Here is a 16,328-nt window from a genome sequence, read left to right as displayed (position 1 = left end):
GTTTCCCCTGTTGCCCCCGCCCGGTTTGCCGGCTGTTCTCTGCGGCTATTTTTGCATTTTCCGCCATAGATCGCCGATTAATCCCCTGAACAGGCATAGTGTGGGTAAATCAGCAGGGTCAGGGGGAACTATGAATTATTATCACAGTCCGGTGTACATTAAATTATCTGAATATCTGTTCTGTTGCCGGAAATCATCCGTATACGTCAATATTGCACTGGTGATGCTGCAAAAAATTACTGAGTTTCCGGCAGTTTATATTGAAGAAATCGCCCTGCTGGCGAATACCACCCCGGCCAGTGTGACTCGGTTCTGTAAAGTCCTCGGGTATCCGCGTTTTCAGATGCTGAAAGAAGATTTACAGCCTTTTTTTATCCCGCCATCTGTATCCTCAGACGGAGACCCACAACAGCTGGAAGCTCGTATGCTGCAGAAAATCCACCGGCATATTCCGCAGCAGCGCTGCAGACAGGTTGCAGACTTATTGAATAATAGCCGCCATCTGTTGATTTTATCGACTGATTACAGTTTTATGCCCTCTAACCTGCTGCGGGAAGCTCTGGCAGACGAAAACCGTCTGGTTTATCAGTTGCACCGCCAGAGTAATGATCATCTGCTGAGTAAATTTCTCGCTGTATGCGATACGGTGATGCTGATCGACTTGACCGGGGAATGGCTGCGAGTCCATCCGCAACTGTTTCCTCGCCTGGCCGCAAAAAATGCAGTTTGTTTTACTGCCCGCGGCCGGTTACCGGTTCCGGAAACCCTGTTTAAGGTAACACTCGATTTATCAGCAATCCCTGACTTTTTCAGCTCTAACTATTTTTCCTGCCTGGCGATCACCAGTACGGTGTTCCATATCATTCGCTATACCAACCATACACTCCACTGTCATTAGTCTTTATGGTTTACCGGGGCTGTTTTCCAAAAAATGAAAATGAATCTATTTGTCTGTTAACCCCTGATGTTTTAGCGTGGAACCACCCGTTATGCTGACAAAAGGAATGTCAGATGTCTGTGAATTTACTGGCTGAGAACATACTTACCGGACTGGGCGGTGCCGGTAATATTCTTAACCTTACCCACTGTGCCACACGATTAAGGATCCGTCTGGCCGATACCACAAAATGTAATGATGCGGCGATAAAGCAGATTAATGGCGTATTAGGTACTGTGACTGTCAGCGGACAATACCAGCTGATTATCGGACATCAGGTCGCAACGGTGTATCAGGCATTACAACAACGGTGTCAGTCAGCGTCGCCGGGGCAACAGGCCACTGGCGGTTCCGGGCCTGCCAGATTGCCGGTATTCGACATTATTTCCGGTAGTTTCCTGCCGCTTCTGGGCCTGATGGCCGCCGGTGGTCTGCTGAAAGTGATTCTGACGGTGACCGGATACCTTAGCCCGGCAACTGCCGCTGGCAATACCTGTCAGATACTTGCCGCCATCGCTAACTGTCCGTTCTATTTTTTACCGGTATTGCTGGGGTGCTCGCTGGCCCGCAGACTGGGGGCCAACCCGTTCAGCGGACTGATTATCGGGGCGGCCTTACTGGACCCGGTAATCAGCGGTATTATTACACAGCCCGGCAGTTCATTTGCCAGCCTGCCATTAGTGCCGGTCAGTTATGCAGGCAGCGTCTTCCCGGTCTTTATTGCGGTAACGGCCTGCTACTGGCTGGAGAAGCTACTGTTGCGCATTATTCCGCTGTTTCTGCAATTAGCCCTGGTTCCCATGCTGTCACTGATCATTATTATCCCCGCGACTTTGCTGATTTTCGGGCCATTCGGTATCGCGCTGGGAGAACAACTGGCACTGCTGATTGGCATGTTACAGAACAGCAGTGGTCTGCTGTGCGGACTGATACTGGGTGCCGGCTACACTTTTATTGTTCTGTTCGGGCTGCACTGGGGGCTGGTACCGGTCATTCTGGCTAACCTGGCCAGCGGGGGAGATCCTTTATACGCCATCGGCGGCATGGCCGCGTTCGCCCAAATCGGCGTGGCTGCCGGAGTATTAGTTTCCCGGCCGCCAAAAGAATTACGGGTACTGCTCAGCAGCGCACTACTGCCAGCCATGATCAGCGGCGTTACCGAGCCGATTATTTATGGCCTGATGCTGCCTTTCCGCCGGCTGTTTTTATACACCGCCATCGCCAGTGCGATTGGCGGTGCCATTAATGGCTATTTCGGGGTGCAGATGGTGGCTTATGCTTTTGCCAGCCTGCCGGCAATCCCCGCCTTCACACCTGTTGGTATTTATCTGGTCTCGGTACTGGTGACTGTGACCAGTGCTGCCATCATGGTGCTGATTTTTGGTTACCGTCAACCCGCTCGTGTTCAGGGAGAACACCATCATGAACGAAAAACTACTGTTTCCTGAGGATTTTTTATGGGGAGGCGCCATCGCTGCTAATCAGGCAGAAGGGGCATGGCTGGAAGGCGGAAAAGGCTGGAGTGTGGCGGACATTAACCGCTTTATTCCGGAAGAAGAGATCCGTCGCCTGTCAAATAAGGAAATGGATACTGCCACAATATGCCGTCTGATGGCTGATCAGCACAGCATTTTTCCCAAAAGAAATGCCATCGGTTTTTATCATAACTACCAGCAAGATCTGCAGCTGATGGCGGGTCTGGGGATGAAAACATTCAGAACTTCCATCAGCTGGGCCCGGGTATTTCCGCGGGGCGATGAACAACAACCGAATGCGGAGGCACTGGCATGGTATGACCGGCTAATCAGCACTATCTGTGACTATGGTATGCAACCAATGATCACCCTCTCCCATTATGAGATGCCCCTGACACTGGCCCTCGAATACAATGGCTGGTCAGACCGGCGGGTGATTGATATGTTTGTGCGTTTTGCCCGTGTCTGCCTGCAACGCTACCGGCACCAGGTGCGCTACTGGATCCCCGTCAACCAGATCAATCTGATCCGTTATGAGTCTTTTAATCATTTAGGGATCCCTGCCGACCGCGTCAGTGATCTGCGACAGGCGAAATACCAGGCTGTGCATCATGAAATGGTGGCATCGGCTAAAATTAAACAGTTCGCCCGTCAGCTGGATCCCGGTTTACAGATCGGCATGATGCTGTACTGTGATTATGCTTATCCCGCCACCACCGATCCCCGGGATGTGCTGGCCGCTCAGCAACGTAATCAGATGGAATATTACTTTGCCGATATATTACTGCGGGGAAGTTATCCGGGCTATGCGCTGCGTTTCTTTGATGACCACCATATCAGCCTGAGAGTGACCCCGCAGGACCGCGAGGACCTGCAACATACCGCCGATTTTATGTCGTTTTCCTATTACTACACCAGCGTGACCGATCGGGAAATTGTTGTTTCAGACAGTCACAACAGCCGCCCTAACCCGTTGCTTAAAGAAAGTCCCTGGGGCTGGGCCATTGATCCTGTCGGGCTGCGGACCGTGTTAAATGAATACTGGGGACGCTGGCAAAAACCGATAATGATTACCGAGAACGGTATTGGCTGCTTTGACCGGCTGGCGGAAGGCCGGATTAATGATGATTACCGGATCAACTATATCAGGGCTCATCTGCAACAGTTACAACAGGCGATGGCCGATGGTGTACCGGTACTGGGTTATTATCTGTGGTCACCGATTGATATCGTCAGTTGTTCTTCCTCACAAATGGAAAAACGCTACGGGCTGATTTATGTTGATCGGGATGACTACGGAGAAGGCAGCGGACAACGTATATGTAAGCAAAGCTACTACTGGTACCAGCAAGTGATTGCCAGCCGGGGCGCAATACTGTCATGTCATGCCGATCACGCCGAATAAATTCTCCAGGCTTAAGGTTCTGATTCTGTTACTGATGAATAAATATGATAGATTAGTGAATGGTGATTTAAAAATATCATAAAAACCCCGGCTATTGCGGGGTATGCAGTGCATAACAAGCCCCCGGCACAGAGGGTGATCAGCATTTACTACATCAACACGATCAGGATGTTACAGATTATGACTTTTTCCAGAAAACTTCGTCTGACTGCTTTAACGGCCCTGCTGGCAGGAGCACCTCTGCTGGGCCATGCTGCCCTGTCGCAGGTTCGTTTCGCTGTCGACCCTACATATCCGCCTTTCGAGTCTAAAACTGACGACGGGAAACTGGTGGGTTTTGATATTGATTTAGGCAATGCCCTGTGCCAGCAGATGAACGTCAAATGTGTCTGGGTTACCAATGAGTTTGACGGAATGATCCCGGCACTGAAAGCCCGGAAATTCGATGCCATCCTTTCAGATATGGGCGTTACCGAAGAACGCCTGAAACAGATCGACTTTACCGTACCGGTTTACAATACTCCGGTGATGCTGGTGGCACGTAAAGGTTCCGGCCTGCTGCCGACCGCAGAATCACTGAAAGGTAAAAGTGTCGGTGTGGAACAGGGAACCGTTCAGGAACGTTATGCCCGTGCTAAATGGCAGCCTTATGGCGTAAACGTGGTTACCTACGGGGATCAGTCTCAGGTCGAAAACGACCTGGTCGCCGGCCGTCTTGATGCAGAATTCACTGACGGGGCTCAGGCCGGTATCGGTTTTCTTAAACAAGCTGCCGGTAAAGATTTCGCACTGACCGGCCCGGCGGTCGAAGACCCGATTATCGGTCCCGGCACCGCCATCGGCCTGCGTAAAGGGGATACTGAATTACGGACAGCGCTGAATGAGGCTTACGCAAAAATAAAAGCTGACGGCACCTTTGATAAAATCCAGAAAAAATATTTCACTACCGATATTTCGGTGAAATAACCCGCCACCGTACCGGAACAGCTCTGCCGTTCCGGTATTCTGTTTTTCCCTATTCTCCGCTGTATACCCGCGCACGGGCTACGCTGAGCCAGGACTGTTACCCATGAAACATCACAGCTATCCGATACATTCTTCCCCTTTCGGTACCCGGCGGTACATTGACAGTTATGAATTCGGTGATAATGACCAGCAGCAAATTTATATTCAGGCCGCACTGCACAGTGACGAACTGCCGGGCGTCGCCGTCGCCTGGTATCTGAAACATGCCCTGAGCAGCCTCGAGAGTCTCGGCAGGCTGCGGGCTAAAATCACCCTGGTGCCTGTGGCTAATCCGATCGGTTTTTCTCAGCAACTGCAAGGGCAGCCACTGGGCCGGTTTGAAAGTAACAGCGGGCAGGATTTTAACCGTCAGTTTCCGGCTATCGGGGAACAACTGGCAGTGCTGGCAGAGCCCTGTTTAGGTCAGGATGCTACGGAAAATAAACAGGTTATCCGTCAGGCTATTGACCGTTATTTTGACAGTTATACTCCCGGGACTGAGCTGCAGTCACAACGTGCCATTCTGATGCGTATGGCCTGTAAAGCTGACCTAATGATTGATATGCATTGTGACTGGGAAGCTGTTTCCCATTTATATACCACCCCGCAGGCCTGGCCGGAAATTGAAGTACTGGGGCACTATCTGGGCTGCCGGACCGCACTGATTGCCGGTATATCCGGCGGAGAACCCTTTGACGAAGCCTGTGCAGAACCCTGGTATTTGCTGCAACAACGTTTCGCTGACCACTATCCGTTACCGGAACCATTAAAACCGGTGACCCTCGAACTGCGCGGTGCGCGGGATGTCAGCCATCAGCAGGCTGAAACAGATGCACAGGCAATAATTAACGGGCTGATTGCCCTGGGATATATTGAGGGTGAAAGACCGCCACTCCCGTCCGGGCCCGCTCCGCTGGCTGCACCGCTGGCGGGTTGTGAGTATCTGACCGCCCCTCATGCCGGGGTTATTCTTTACACCCGGCAGCCCGGCGAATGGATCCGCGCCGGTGAAGTGGTCGCCGAAATCCTCGACCCCATCAGTGACCAGCTGACGCCGCTGGTCTGTCAGCAGGACGGATTACTTTACGCCCGCCACTGGGTCAGATTTGCCACCGCAGGCCTGCTGGTCGTCAGACTGGCAGGGGGGACTGCACGCAGGGAAGGACCGTTACTGGTGCCGTAAAACACCAGATTTAACCTGTGTTTGCTGCAAATAAAAAAACGCCTGAGACTGTCTGCAGGCGTTTTTATTCTTAACGGTCACCGGCTAGTTAACTGCCGGACTACTGGCAGAAATTAATCTAACCATTCGGTGTGGAATACACCTTCTTTATCGGTACGCTTATAAGTATGAGCACCGAAGTAGTCGCGCTGTGCCTGAATCAGGTTAGCGGGCAGCACTTCTGAACGATAGCTGTCATAGTAAGCAATCGCCGCAGAGAACGTCGGCGCAGGAATACCGTTCTGAACCGCATAAGCCACAACGTCACGCAGCGCCTGCTGGTATTCGTCGGCAATATTCTTAAAGTACGGTGCCAGCAGCAGGTTAGCGATCTCTGCATTTTCAGCATACGCATCGGTAATCTTCTGCAGGAACTGAGCCCGGATAATACAACCGGCACGGAAGATTTTAGCAATCTCACCGTAGTTAAGGTCCCACTGATACTGCTCTGAAGCAGCGCGCAGCTGTGAGAAGCCCTGAGCATAAGAAACGATTTTGCCGAGGTACAATGCACGGCGTACTTTTTCGACAAACTCAGCTTTATCGCCGGAAACAGTTTTAGCAACCGGGCCGGTCAATACTTTAGAAGCAGCTACACGCTGAGTTTTCAGGGAAGACAAATAACGGGCAAAAACAGATTCAGTGATCAGTGACAGTGGTTCGCCTAAGTCCAGAGAGCTCTGGCTGGTCCATTTACCGGTCCCTTTGTTAGCGGCCTCATCGAGGATCACATCAACCAGGTAGTTACCTTCTTCATCTTTTTTAGTGAAGATATCTTTAGTAATATCGATCAGGTAGCTGTTCAGTTCACCGGTATTCCATTCACTGAAAGTTTCAGCCAGCTGTTCGTTGCTCAGGCCCAAAGCCCCTTTCAGCAGGGAATAGGCTTCAGCAATCAGCTGCATATCACCGTATTCGATACCGTTGTGCACCATTTTCACATAGTGACCGGCACCGTTCGGACCGATGTAGGCAACACAGGCTTCGCCTTCTGCACGGGCCGCGATTTTATCAAAGATAGGAGCAACCAGCTCATAAGCTTCTTTCTGACCACCAGGCATAATTGAAGGGCCTTTCAGAGCACCTTCTTCACCGCCGGAAACGCCGGTACCGATAAAGTTAAAGCCCTGGTCGGACAGTTCTTTATTACGGCGGATGGTGTCTTTATAGAAAGTGTTACCGCCATCGATAAGAATATCGCCTTTATCCAGATGCGGAGTCAGAGATGCAATGGTCTTGTCGGTCGCTTCACCCGCCTGCACCATTAACAGGATACGGCGTGGTTTTTCCAGGGATTCAACAAACTCTTCGACACTGTAGTAAGGTGCCAGTTTTTTGCCCGGATTTTCAGCAATCACTTCATCTGTTTTTTCACGTGAACGGTTAAATACAGAAACGGTATAACCGCGGCTTTCAATATTCAGAGCCAGGTTACGGCCCATCACTGCCATACCTACTACACCGATTTGTTGCTTGGACATTATCTACTCCTGTCAGAAACCTACACTTCGCAAGTTAATCATAATAATTAACAATGAATCTATAGTAACTCTTAATATGAGTAAAGAGGAGGCCTAAATAGAGCACTTTTGTTAAAGCCTTTTTCGGCCATACAGCGTACAGCAAGTGACCATTTAATCCGTCTGAAACAGCTCATTATCAATAGTATTTTACTGCCACAATAAGTAATTACCGGCACTACCGCCATCGATTTGTATGATTGGTAATCAGTACAATAAAGTAGAACCTATTGTCACCACACAATCAGTATCTTCAGGTGATAATCAGATAAGAAAACTAATTTCTTGTTGTTCTCCCCGCCTATTATCTGCTGATTCTTATGCTGATTTATATCATATTTTTCGATAGCATCGATTGGTGATACCTGCTGGTCATTTCCTGCGGAGTACCAATAGCTTGTAACCGGTGATTTTCTATCCAGATAACTTTGTCACAGACTGATTCCACATCGTGCATATTATGGCTGACAAACAGAATAGTAACGCCCCTCTGTTTGAATTCATTGATGGTATTCAGACATTTTTTTTGAAAAGCAACATCACCGACCGCCAAAACTTCATCAATAATAAGGATATCAGGGTCGGCCTGACTGATCACAGAAAACCCGAGTTTCGCCAGCATCCCACTGGAATAAACACGGATTGGCTCATCAATAAAGGTTCCAAGTTCTGAAAATTCAATGATTTTGGGTAGCTTTTCCTGAACTTCTTTTCTTCGCAGTCCTGATAATGTGGCATTAAGGATAATATTTTCACGGCCGGTGAGTTCAGGGTGAAAGCCTCCCCCGAGCTCCAGCATAGAAGCAATACGACCTTTAGCTGATATGGTCCCGCTAGTCGGTTTAATCACTCCGGCCAGTAGACTCAGTGAGGTGCTCTTCCCTGCACCATTACAACCAATTAGCGCCACTGCTTCACCTTTATAGATTCTGAAAGAAATATTTTCTATCGCCAGATATTGCTTTCCCCGCAGCAGATTCAGAGCTCTGCGTGGATGTAATAGCAGATCTTTTATTCCTGAACCGATATGGTGATACAGAGGATAGGACTTTGTTACATTAGAAAACTCAATGACTATTTCCATTATAGTATCTCTGCAAATCTGAACTTAAGCTTATTAAAAACCAGCATGCCAAAGACTAAGATAAGAATTGACATTATATAGATTTTACTCACTGATAAGTAATTTATCTGATTATTCATCAGCAAGTTTCGCCAGCTAAGGATCAACTCAGATACCGGATTATAATTAATAACCCACTGGAATCTTTCGGGGATCATATCAGAGGCATAGAGTATCGGGGTACAATAGAACATCAGCATAAGCCCGAGAGTAACAAACCTCTCCATATCACGGAAAAAAAGGTTTATCGAGGAAAATAGCAAAGAGAATCCGAAAGATAATATAATCTGTGCATTCATCAGCAGAGGCACCCCCCATAACCATATCCAGTCAGGTTGCCGATGATAAATCAGCATAAATACCATGATTACAGGCAGAGTACAGAGAAAATGTATCCCTTCCATAATAACATTACTCAAGGGTATAACTGAACGCGGGAAAATGGTTTTTTTAATGATCTGTGCATTAGAAAGGAAAGAGAACAATGAATTTGATAATGACGAAGAAAACCACTGCCAGGGAAACAGCGCTGTGATGATAAATAAAGTATAATCCGGAATATTAACCCGCATGATTACTTTAAAAATAAAATAATAAATCATAGCAAAGAGTAGTGGATTTGCCACCGACCATATATAACCGAGAAAGCTGCTTTTATAACGCACCTTTAGTTCTTTCGCCGTCATTACATATAAAAGGTCAAATAAATAAACAGTCTTATATTTCATTTCTCATCCATTCCAGAAGACTATTACTCAGCATCCTATCACTCATCCAGGCAGGCCTGTTACTGGTATTCCATAGGAACATCCTCATCCCTGTGCATGATACCTAAACTCACATCATAAATACAGCCGAAGAATTCATCTGTATTTATAACCATTAGGATCAGTTCAACATTTAAAAATATTTAATTATTATCATAATTTAACAGTGAGTGTTTATTTTTAACTCACAGAGCAGAAGTTATAACGAAAAGTAATACAGAGTATGGATTGGGATTTTTTCTTGTAAAAATAAGATTTATACACAATAAATAGAAATAATCTTAAAATAATAAATTAAAAAACCACAAATCAATAAATAATCAAAAAGTGAAAAAATATAACTTCAGGTATTTTTTTAATACTCAACAGTAGATATAAACAACAAAATAAAAACAGTTAAATAAATTAATACTCCCTGTGCCTGAAACGTTTAATAATCAGAAAGAAAGATGGATAATAAAGCTAATGATGATTTTGTATTATAAAAACTGCCGGTTATAAAAACCAGCAGTCCGGGGTAATCGTTCAGCTATCAGCGATACCCGTTAGGATTTTTACTCTGCCACAACCAGGTATCACGCATCATTTCATCAAGGCCGCGGCTGACTGTCCAGCCCAGTTCACGTTCTGCCAGCGAAGGATCCGCCCAGAAAGCCGCCAGATCACCACTGCGACGTGGTTTGATAGTATAAGGCACCGGTTTTCCGCAGGCTTTTTCAAAGGCTTTGATCATTTCCAGCACCGAATAACCTTTGCCGGCACCCAGATTATAAGCACGGTAACCAGTACTCTGTTTCAGGTGATCCAGGGCTTTAAGGTGCCCTTCCGCCAGGTCAACTACGTGGATATAATCCCGCTGGCAGGTACCGTCCGGAGTGTGGTAGTCGTCACCGAAGACACCTAACTGCGCCAGCTTACCGATAGCTACCTGGGCTATATAAGGTAGCAGATTATTCGGGATACCGGCCGGGTCTTCACCGATTTCACCTGACGGGTGCGCCCCTACCGGGTTGAAATAACGTAACGCGATAGTATTAAACGCCGGCTCTGCACGGGAAAAATCCTGCAACACCTGTTCGATCATCACTTTAGATGTCCCGTAGGGGCTGGTCGTCCCGCCGATCGGGGTGGTTTCAACATAAGGAACCGGGGCATGCTCACCGTATACCGTCGCTGAAGAACTGAAAATAAAATTCATGATCCCGGCGTTGCGCATCTCTTCCAGTAATATCACTGTGCCTGAGACATTATTGTCATAATATTCAAGGGGCATACGGGTGGATTCACCCACCGCTTTCAGTGCCGCGAAATGAATGACTTCCGTCACAGGATAGTCAGCAAACAGTTTTTGCAGGCACTGACGATCGCGGACATCACCTTCAACAAAAGTCGCAGCTTTACCGGCCAGTTTTTCCACACGGCGCAGAGATTCCTGTGACGCATTACAAAGATTATCCAGTACCACAACGTCATCACCACGTTCCAGCAGTGCCAGTACCGTATGAGACCCGATATAACCTGCACCACCCGTGACTAAAACTGACATATCTGACTCCATGTTGTTAATGTTATAAAGAGATAGCAATCAATTATTTTGCGATAATACGGCGTATGCTCTCACGGAATTCCTGCCCCTGTGAAGGGTTATGCAGCCCGTAACTGACAAAAGCCTGCATATAACCAAGTTTGCGCCCACAGTTATAATCCGTACCACTCAGTAACGAAGCTTCTACCGGTTGTTTTTTGCTCAGGCTGGCGATGGCATCTGTCAGCTGGATACGCCCCCAGGCACCGGCTTCCGTCTGCTCCAGCTCTTTCCAGATCGCCGCCGACAGTACATAACGCCCTGCCGCTGCCAGGTCTGATACTGTCTCAGCAGCCTGTGGCGGTTTTTCGATAAATTCTTCTATCTCGCTCACATCTCCGGGGTTATCAAGCACTGTGCGGGTAGTGATGACGGAGTATTCAGACAGGTCTTCGCCCGGCATATGCTTGCTCAGTACCTGGCTGCGGCCTGTTTCTTCGAAGCGCTCTATCATTGCCGCCAGGTTATAACGCAGGTGATCGGCAGTAAAACCATCCAGCACAATATCAGGCAATACCACGATAAAAGGATTATCGCCGATCATCGGTTTAGCACATAAAATAGCATCCCCCAGCCCCAGAGGTTGTGGCTGACGGACATTCATGATCGTCACACCCGGCGGACAAATGGACTGCACCTCTTTCAGTAACTGACGCTTAACCCGCTGTTCCAGCAGGGCTTCAAGTTCATAAGTCGTATCAAAATGGTTTTCGACCGCGTTTTTAGACGCATGGGTCACCAGGATAATTTCTTTAATACCTGCGGTTGCACATTCATCAACGATATACTGAATCATTGGCTTATCAACTATTGGCAACATTTCTTTGGGAATAGCTTTTGTGGCCGGTAATAAATGCATACCTAATCCGGCAACCGGAATCACAGCTTTTAATTTGGTCATAAATAATCCATTCCTTAATCAAAATTAATGCCTGATTATGTGCGACAACGCAGCTTAATCTGCATCAGTATCTTCTGAAATCATCTCAGCGACCAGCCATTCCGTCGTCATTGTCTGCCGGTTCGCACTGCCGGTAACCCGGATGCCGTTTTCACCGGATAATGGTAGCCAGTACAGCGATACCGTTCAGGTACCGGTGACACAGCGTACCTTCTGAGTCACTGACTGCGTCTTATGCTGCTGGCTGTACAGTTATTCTCAGCAAAAACGAATGTTATTCACGTTCTGAAAAACCAGCCCCGTTCAGGTTTACCCTTTCCCCGCCATAATCAGCCCCCCGGGGGAAGGCTTATCCGGACAGACTATTTTTGAGGTGCAGTGCGATCCGTATGGTCTGTCCAGCGATTCAGGCGATTTCTCAGCTCATTGCGCATATCACCATTCAGCAGCTGGCCGATGGGTAATGCATAGCGCAGTTTATCCCATGGCCCGTAGAAACGCAGGGGTATTGGTTGGTCAGCCAGTAACTGTACCAGCCTGCTATCCCCTTGCCAGTTTTTCATTAGCAATGCAAAAGTGATATCCATAGAACGGGCCGAAAAACTGATATTCCCCTGACCGTTAAGTTGCATATCATGACTTTCTCCCCGCAGCTGAGTGATTTTCAGTACTCCCGGGGTCAGGCTGATGCGGCCATTAAGTTCCGGCACCGGTGAATGGGCCAGTGACCCCGCCTGTACCCTGTCACTGGATCTGGTAACCGCGTCACTGACCATCTGCGGCAGGTTGAAAGGTGCCGTATCCAGCTGATCGATTCCCAGGCTGGCTTCGCCCTGCCATTGATTAAGAATATCATTATTACTCAGGCCATTACCTCTGAACTGTCCGTTCAGTGTTAAGGTGCCTTTCACTGCCTGCGGTAACTGCAAAAAGGCCAGTACCGGTTGTAACTCAATATTACGTAATACGGGGCTGAAGCTGACCTGCATTTCGGCTGGCCGTAAGTCAATCTGTCCCGGCAGCGAGAAGTTCCCCGCCCCTGACTGCCCGGTCAGAGTATTAATATTGATTAATCCCTGATTCGCGGTGGTATCTAACTGTAAATGTGCTAATGGCAGCCCTCGCCATATGGCGTTACTGGCACGGATGCTGATATCCATATTCGCAGTACGTAGCCAGGTTTGCTGCAACGGCTGGCTGGCAGTATCGGCAATCACCGGTGCCCTGACGACATGGGGTGATGACTGACTGACTGAGCTGCCGGCAGATGCCAGCAACTGGTCAAAGTCCGCAGTGTCGGATACCAGTCGCGCCCGCAGTCGCGGAACAGGTTGTAACTGGCCGTCAATATTCCCCGAAAAATCACTGTTGTTCGCCTGCAGCGAAAGGCCGGAAACGGCAAACTGCTGACCTGACGGACGCCAGATGGCATTAAATACGGCATGGCCATTGATACCGTTTGCCGGTAAGTCGACCCCGGAAATCTGATAGCCGGACGCTGTTACCTGCAACCCCAGTTGTTGCGGATACTGGCTGGCATCCAGGTTACCGCTCACTGTCAGTTGCAGATTCTGCTGATTACGCGAGACCCTGCTACTGAAGTCAAACTGGCCTTGTTTATTTTTTTGCTGGCGGACAGACAAATTAAGATCACGAAAATTCATCTGGTTGCCGCTGGCGTCCTGCCAGACAAACAGGCTGTCGACAATATCCAGTCGGGCAATATCGAAACTCCATCCGCGTCCCACTGCCGGTTCTCCGGTGGGGCCTTCTGCCGGCCCCACCGGAGAACCGGGCTGGCGTTCACCTGCAGTCGACGGCAGGTCACGGATCACCGCATTTTTCAGCAACACCTGGCTGACTTTAAGCTGATGGGATAACAGTGGTAATAACTCAACATCCAGCCGCATATTTTCTGCTGTCACCGCCGGCTGGCTGGCACCCGGGGCGGTTAACGATAACTGGTCACTGAGGATGCTGAGCTTTGGCCATACATGCCAGCGTAATTCACCGGAGAGTTTTAACTGATAACCACTGCGTTTAGCGACCTGTTGCGCCATATACCCGCGAAAATCATTCGGATTTACCAGCAGTACCAGCGCTGTCATTCCTGCGACAATGACCACCAGTAATATTGCCAATGCGGTTATCAATCTTTTCATACCATCCCCGGTGTGAATAGTTAGTCTTTATCTATCCTGCTGGCAACTGCGCCTTGCTGATCGCGATATTTTGCGTCTTCTCTGCGATTATACGGGCGCTGGGCAGGGCCTGACAGTGGTTCGAAACTTAATGCCCCTATCAACATACCCGGTCGTAAAGCCAATGGCAATTTACCTGAATTATAGAACTCCAGCACAATCCGGCCTTTCCAGCCCGGGTCAATACGGTGCGCCGTCACATGAACCATCAGGCCCAGCCGTGCCAGAGAAGAACGTCCGTCCAGCCAGCCTACCAGGTCATCCGGCAGGGTCACCGATTCCAGGGTAACAGCCAGAGCCAGCTCACCCGGATGCAGGAAAAATGCATCCCCCTCCGGCAGGTTAATCTCATCACTCATCACCCGATCCAGTGCCGCGCTGACTTCAGCTTTCGGACCACTTAAATCGATATATGCCGCCGTGTGCCCGCGGAATGTCCGGAACTGGTTACCCAGCCGGACATCTACGGTCGCACCGTTGATACGCTCCACCGGCGGACGCGGTGAAATATCAAGTCTGCCATCGTCGAGCCAGTTTTCTATATCCCGGTCACACAATCTCATGCAGATGTCTCCTTTAATCCCTGCTGCTGACAAAAAAGGAGGGAAATCCCCTCCCTGTCGTCGTTATTCAAAAAACTGATTAATTTTCGCTTTCAGAATATCAATAGCAATGCGGTTTTTACCCCCGCGCGGCACAATGATATCGGCATACTGTTTGGAGGGTTCAATAAACTGCAAAAACATCGGACGAACCGTTTTCTGATACTGAGTCATCACGGAGTCCATTGATCGGCCACGTTCATTGACATCGCGTTTCATTCTGCGCATCAGACAAATATCTAACGGTGTATCGACAAAGATTGAGAAATTCAACTCATTGCGTAACCGCGGGTCGGTCAGTAACAGGATCCCTTCAAGGATAATAACCTTTTTAGGCTCCAGATTAATCGTTTCCTTCATCCGCGTGTGTTCAGAATAGCTATACACCGGAAGTTCGATCGCACTACCTGCTTTCATTGCCTGTAAATGCGCCAGTAATAAATCATGATCCATCGCATTCGGATGGTCATAATTAGTTTTAATCCTCTCTTCCATAGTGAGGTGGCTTTGGTCCCGGTAATAACAATCTTCCGGGATCACACCGATATGTTCGTCACCTACCTGGTCACGAATTTCACGATAGAGCGTGCTGGCAATCAAACTCTTACCTGAGGCTGAAGCTCCGGCAATACCGACGATTACGCACTGATGGGACGTGTCAGTCATACTTTTTTGAGACCTGAAACTGAAGCCGGTATTTTCTGATAATCTACAGATCATACAGGCAAATTGAGAGGGTATACGCCGGCGATTATAGGGATTTCACCGCACTGATGCCAGAAAAAAGCATCAGTAATCTTCAGACTACGCCCATAGGCTGCCCCGGTAATATTCTATATACTCCCCTGCCACACCGGATACTGATTAATTATTGCCCGCAGCTACGGCTATCACCTGAATACTATGTTCACCAGGGAAAATATGTACTGGAAAAATTTAACTTATTTTGGCGACAGTATGTTGCTGCTACCCACTGCCGTATTAATAGCTATATTTCTGCTCTGGAAAAGCGGTCGCTGGCAAACCGCCTTCGGCTGGCTGGTCACTTTTGGCAGTGCCGGTATGATTGTCAGTATCTCTAAGGTAATGTTTATGGGCTTTTTTCTCGGCAGTAAAACCTATAATTTTACCGGTTTCAGTGGCCATACCACTATGTCCTCCACCTTCTGGCCGGTCTTTATGTGGCTGATATCGGCCCAATGGCCGTTAGTGCGCCGCCGCTGCTTAATTATTGCAGGGTACCTGCTGCCGCTGGCTATTGGCTTTTCCCGGCTGCAATTACATGCCCATTCTCCCAGCGAAGTCATTACCGGCGCCATACTTGGCCTGAGTCTGAGTTCGCTGTTTTTGTTTGTTCAGCGACATACGGCGCTGAAAGCTATTCCGCTAACCCAGCTGGCACTTTTTGCCTGCCTGCCGGCGGTTATTTTATTGCAGGGACAACCCGCAACTACTCAGCAATTCCTGGCAAAGCTATCAGCACGGCTGGCAGGTATCGAAAAACCCTTCACCCGGGCTGAGCTGCTGCACTCAGGCACAACAAATTAATTTCAGCCATTTACGCACGGCCGTTAACAGGGTACAG

14 protein-coding genes are annotated in these 16,328 nt (G+C 48.7%); 6 read left to right on the top strand and 8 right to left on the bottom strand.

The window, feature by feature from the left end; all coding sequences use genetic code 11:
* Positions 1 to 130: 130 nt before the first annotated feature.
* The 5 genes from JK216_RS14910 (at position 131) to JK216_RS14890 (ending at position 6,005) form a co-directional block, all read left to right on the top strand.
* Positions 131 to 898: a hypothetical protein gene (locus JK216_RS14910; protein ID WP_212708994.1), complete on the top strand. Its 768-nt coding sequence runs from the start codon at positions 131 to 133 to the stop codon at positions 896 to 898.
* Between the two features lie 113 nt (positions 899 to 1,011).
* Positions 1,012 to 2,385 (top strand): PTS transporter subunit EIIC, encoded by a 1,374-nt coding sequence (locus tag JK216_RS14905; RefSeq protein WP_212708995.1) that lies wholly within the window; start codon positions 1,012 to 1,014, stop codon positions 2,383 to 2,385.
* The gene (locus JK216_RS14900) at positions 2,360 to 3,817 is read left to right on the top strand and encodes a glycoside hydrolase family 1 protein (protein ID WP_212708996.1); all 1,458 of its coding nucleotides are present in this window, start codon (positions 2,360 to 2,362) and stop codon (positions 3,815 to 3,817) included. The genes JK216_RS14905 and JK216_RS14900 overlap by 26 nt, the downstream gene beginning before the upstream one ends.
* 177 nt (positions 3,818 to 3,994) lie before the next feature.
* On the top strand, positions 3,995 to 4,783 hold the full coding sequence (locus JK216_RS14895; protein WP_212712044.1) for an ABC transporter substrate-binding protein: 789 nt from the start codon (positions 3,995 to 3,997) through the stop codon (positions 4,781 to 4,783).
* Between the two features lie 103 nt (positions 4,784 to 4,886).
* The gene (locus tag JK216_RS14890; protein WP_212712031.1) at positions 4,887 to 6,005 is read left to right on the top strand and encodes a succinylglutamate desuccinylase/aspartoacylase family protein; all 1,119 of its coding nucleotides are present in this window, start codon (positions 4,887 to 4,889) and stop codon (positions 6,003 to 6,005) included.
* A gap of 113 nt (positions 6,006 to 6,118) precedes the next feature.
* On the opposite strand, the gene gndA is transcribed toward JK216_RS14890, so the two are convergent.
* The 8 genes from gndA to udk form a co-directional block, all read right to left on the bottom strand.
* Complete coding sequence (gene gndA, locus JK216_RS14885; protein WP_212708999.1) at positions 6,119 to 7,525, bottom strand: NADP-dependent phosphogluconate dehydrogenase; 1,407 nt, start codon at positions 7,523 to 7,525, stop codon at positions 6,119 to 6,121.
* 367 nt (positions 7,526 to 7,892) lie between these two features.
* On the bottom strand, positions 7,893 to 8,648 hold the full coding sequence (locus JK216_RS14880) for an ABC transporter ATP-binding protein (protein ID WP_212712030.1): 756 nt from the start codon (positions 8,646 to 8,648) through the stop codon (positions 7,893 to 7,895).
* Entirely contained in the window at positions 8,648 to 9,415 is a 768-nt protein-coding gene (locus tag JK216_RS14875; protein WP_212712029.1) for an ABC transporter permease, read from the bottom strand. Before JK216_RS14875 ends, JK216_RS14880 begins: the two co-directional genes overlap by 1 nt.
* Positions 9,416 to 9,986: 571 nt before the next feature.
* Positions 9,987 to 11,000 carry a UDP-glucose 4-epimerase GalE gene (gene galE, locus JK216_RS14870; protein WP_212707139.1) on the bottom strand — a complete coding sequence of 338 codons (1,014 nt, stop codon included), beginning with the start codon at positions 10,998 to 11,000 and terminating at the stop codon, positions 9,987 to 9,989.
* A gap of 43 nt (positions 11,001 to 11,043) precedes the next feature.
* A complete protein-coding gene (gene galF, locus JK216_RS14865) occupies positions 11,044 to 11,940 on the bottom strand; it encodes a UTP--glucose-1-phosphate uridylyltransferase GalF (RefSeq protein ID WP_212709947.1) in 897 nt (298 codons plus the stop codon).
* 362 nt (positions 11,941 to 12,302) lie between these two features.
* A complete protein-coding gene (gene asmA / locus JK216_RS14860; RefSeq protein WP_212712028.1) occupies positions 12,303 to 14,102 on the bottom strand; it encodes an outer membrane assembly protein AsmA in 1,800 nt (599 codons plus the stop codon).
* A gap of 20 nt (positions 14,103 to 14,122) precedes the next feature.
* On the bottom strand, positions 14,123 to 14,704 hold the full coding sequence (gene dcd / locus JK216_RS14855) for a dCTP deaminase (protein WP_212707142.1): 582 nt from the start codon (positions 14,702 to 14,704) through the stop codon (positions 14,123 to 14,125).
* A 63-nt stretch (positions 14,705 to 14,767) separates the two neighbouring features.
* On the bottom strand, positions 14,768 to 15,409 hold the full coding sequence (gene udk / locus JK216_RS14850) for a uridine kinase (RefSeq protein WP_212707143.1): 642 nt from the start codon (positions 15,407 to 15,409) through the stop codon (positions 14,768 to 14,770).
* Positions 15,410 to 15,664: 255 nt separating this feature from the next.
* On the opposite strand from udk, the gene JK216_RS14845 reads away from it, so the two are divergent.
* On the top strand, positions 15,665 to 16,291 hold the full coding sequence (locus JK216_RS14845) for a phosphatase PAP2 family protein (RefSeq protein ID WP_212707144.1): 627 nt from the start codon (positions 15,665 to 15,667) through the stop codon (positions 16,289 to 16,291).
* The last annotated feature ends 37 nt before the right edge of the window (positions 16,292 to 16,328 follow it).

The sequence above is a fragment of the Tatumella sp. JGM94 genome (assembly GCF_018257595.1).
In the GTDB taxonomy this organism is placed as follows: Bacteria; Pseudomonadota; Gammaproteobacteria; order Enterobacterales; family Enterobacteriaceae; genus Tatumella; species Tatumella punctata.
The sequence above is the reverse complement of the archived record's forward strand: the minus strand, read 5'-3'. Positions and strand labels throughout refer to the sequence as shown.

Coding starts and splice junctions, on each gene's coding strand:
- JK216_RS14910 (WP_212708994.1), top strand. CDS start 131: ATGAATTATTATCACAGTCCGGTGTACATTAAATTATCTGAATATCTG.
- JK216_RS14880 (WP_212712030.1), bottom strand. CDS start 8,648: ATGGAAATAGTCATTGAGTTTTCTAATGTAACAAAGTCCTATCCTCTG.
- JK216_RS14900 (WP_212708996.1), top strand. CDS start 2,360: ATGAACGAAAAACTACTGTTTCCTGAGGATTTTTTATGGGGAGGCGCC.
- udk (WP_212707143.1), bottom strand. CDS start 15,409: ATGACTGACACGTCCCATCAGTGCGTAATCGTCGGTATTGCCGGAGCT.
- asmA (WP_212712028.1), bottom strand. CDS start 14,102: ATGAAAAGATTGATAACCGCATTGGCAATATTACTGGTGGTCATTGTC.
- JK216_RS14905 (WP_212708995.1), top strand. CDS start 1,012: ATGTCTGTGAATTTACTGGCTGAGAACATACTTACCGGACTGGGCGGT.
- JK216_RS14875 (WP_212712029.1), bottom strand. CDS start 9,415: ATGAAATATAAGACTGTTTATTTATTTGACCTTTTATATGTAATGACG.
- galE (WP_212707139.1), bottom strand. CDS start 11,000: ATGTCAGTTTTAGTCACGGGTGGTGCAGGTTATATCGGGTCTCATACG.
- gndA (WP_212708999.1), bottom strand. CDS start 7,525: ATGTCCAAGCAACAAATCGGTGTAGTAGGTATGGCAGTGATGGGCCGT.
- dcd (WP_212707142.1), bottom strand. CDS start 14,704: ATGAGATTGTGTGACCGGGATATAGAAAACTGGCTCGACGATGGCAGA.
- JK216_RS14890 (WP_212712031.1), top strand. CDS start 4,887: ATGAAACATCACAGCTATCCGATACATTCTTCCCCTTTCGGTACCCGG.
- JK216_RS14845 (WP_212707144.1), top strand. CDS start 15,665: ATGTACTGGAAAAATTTAACTTATTTTGGCGACAGTATGTTGCTGCTA.
- galF (WP_212709947.1), bottom strand. CDS start 11,940: ATGACCAAATTAAAAGCTGTGATTCCGGTTGCCGGATTAGGTATGCAT.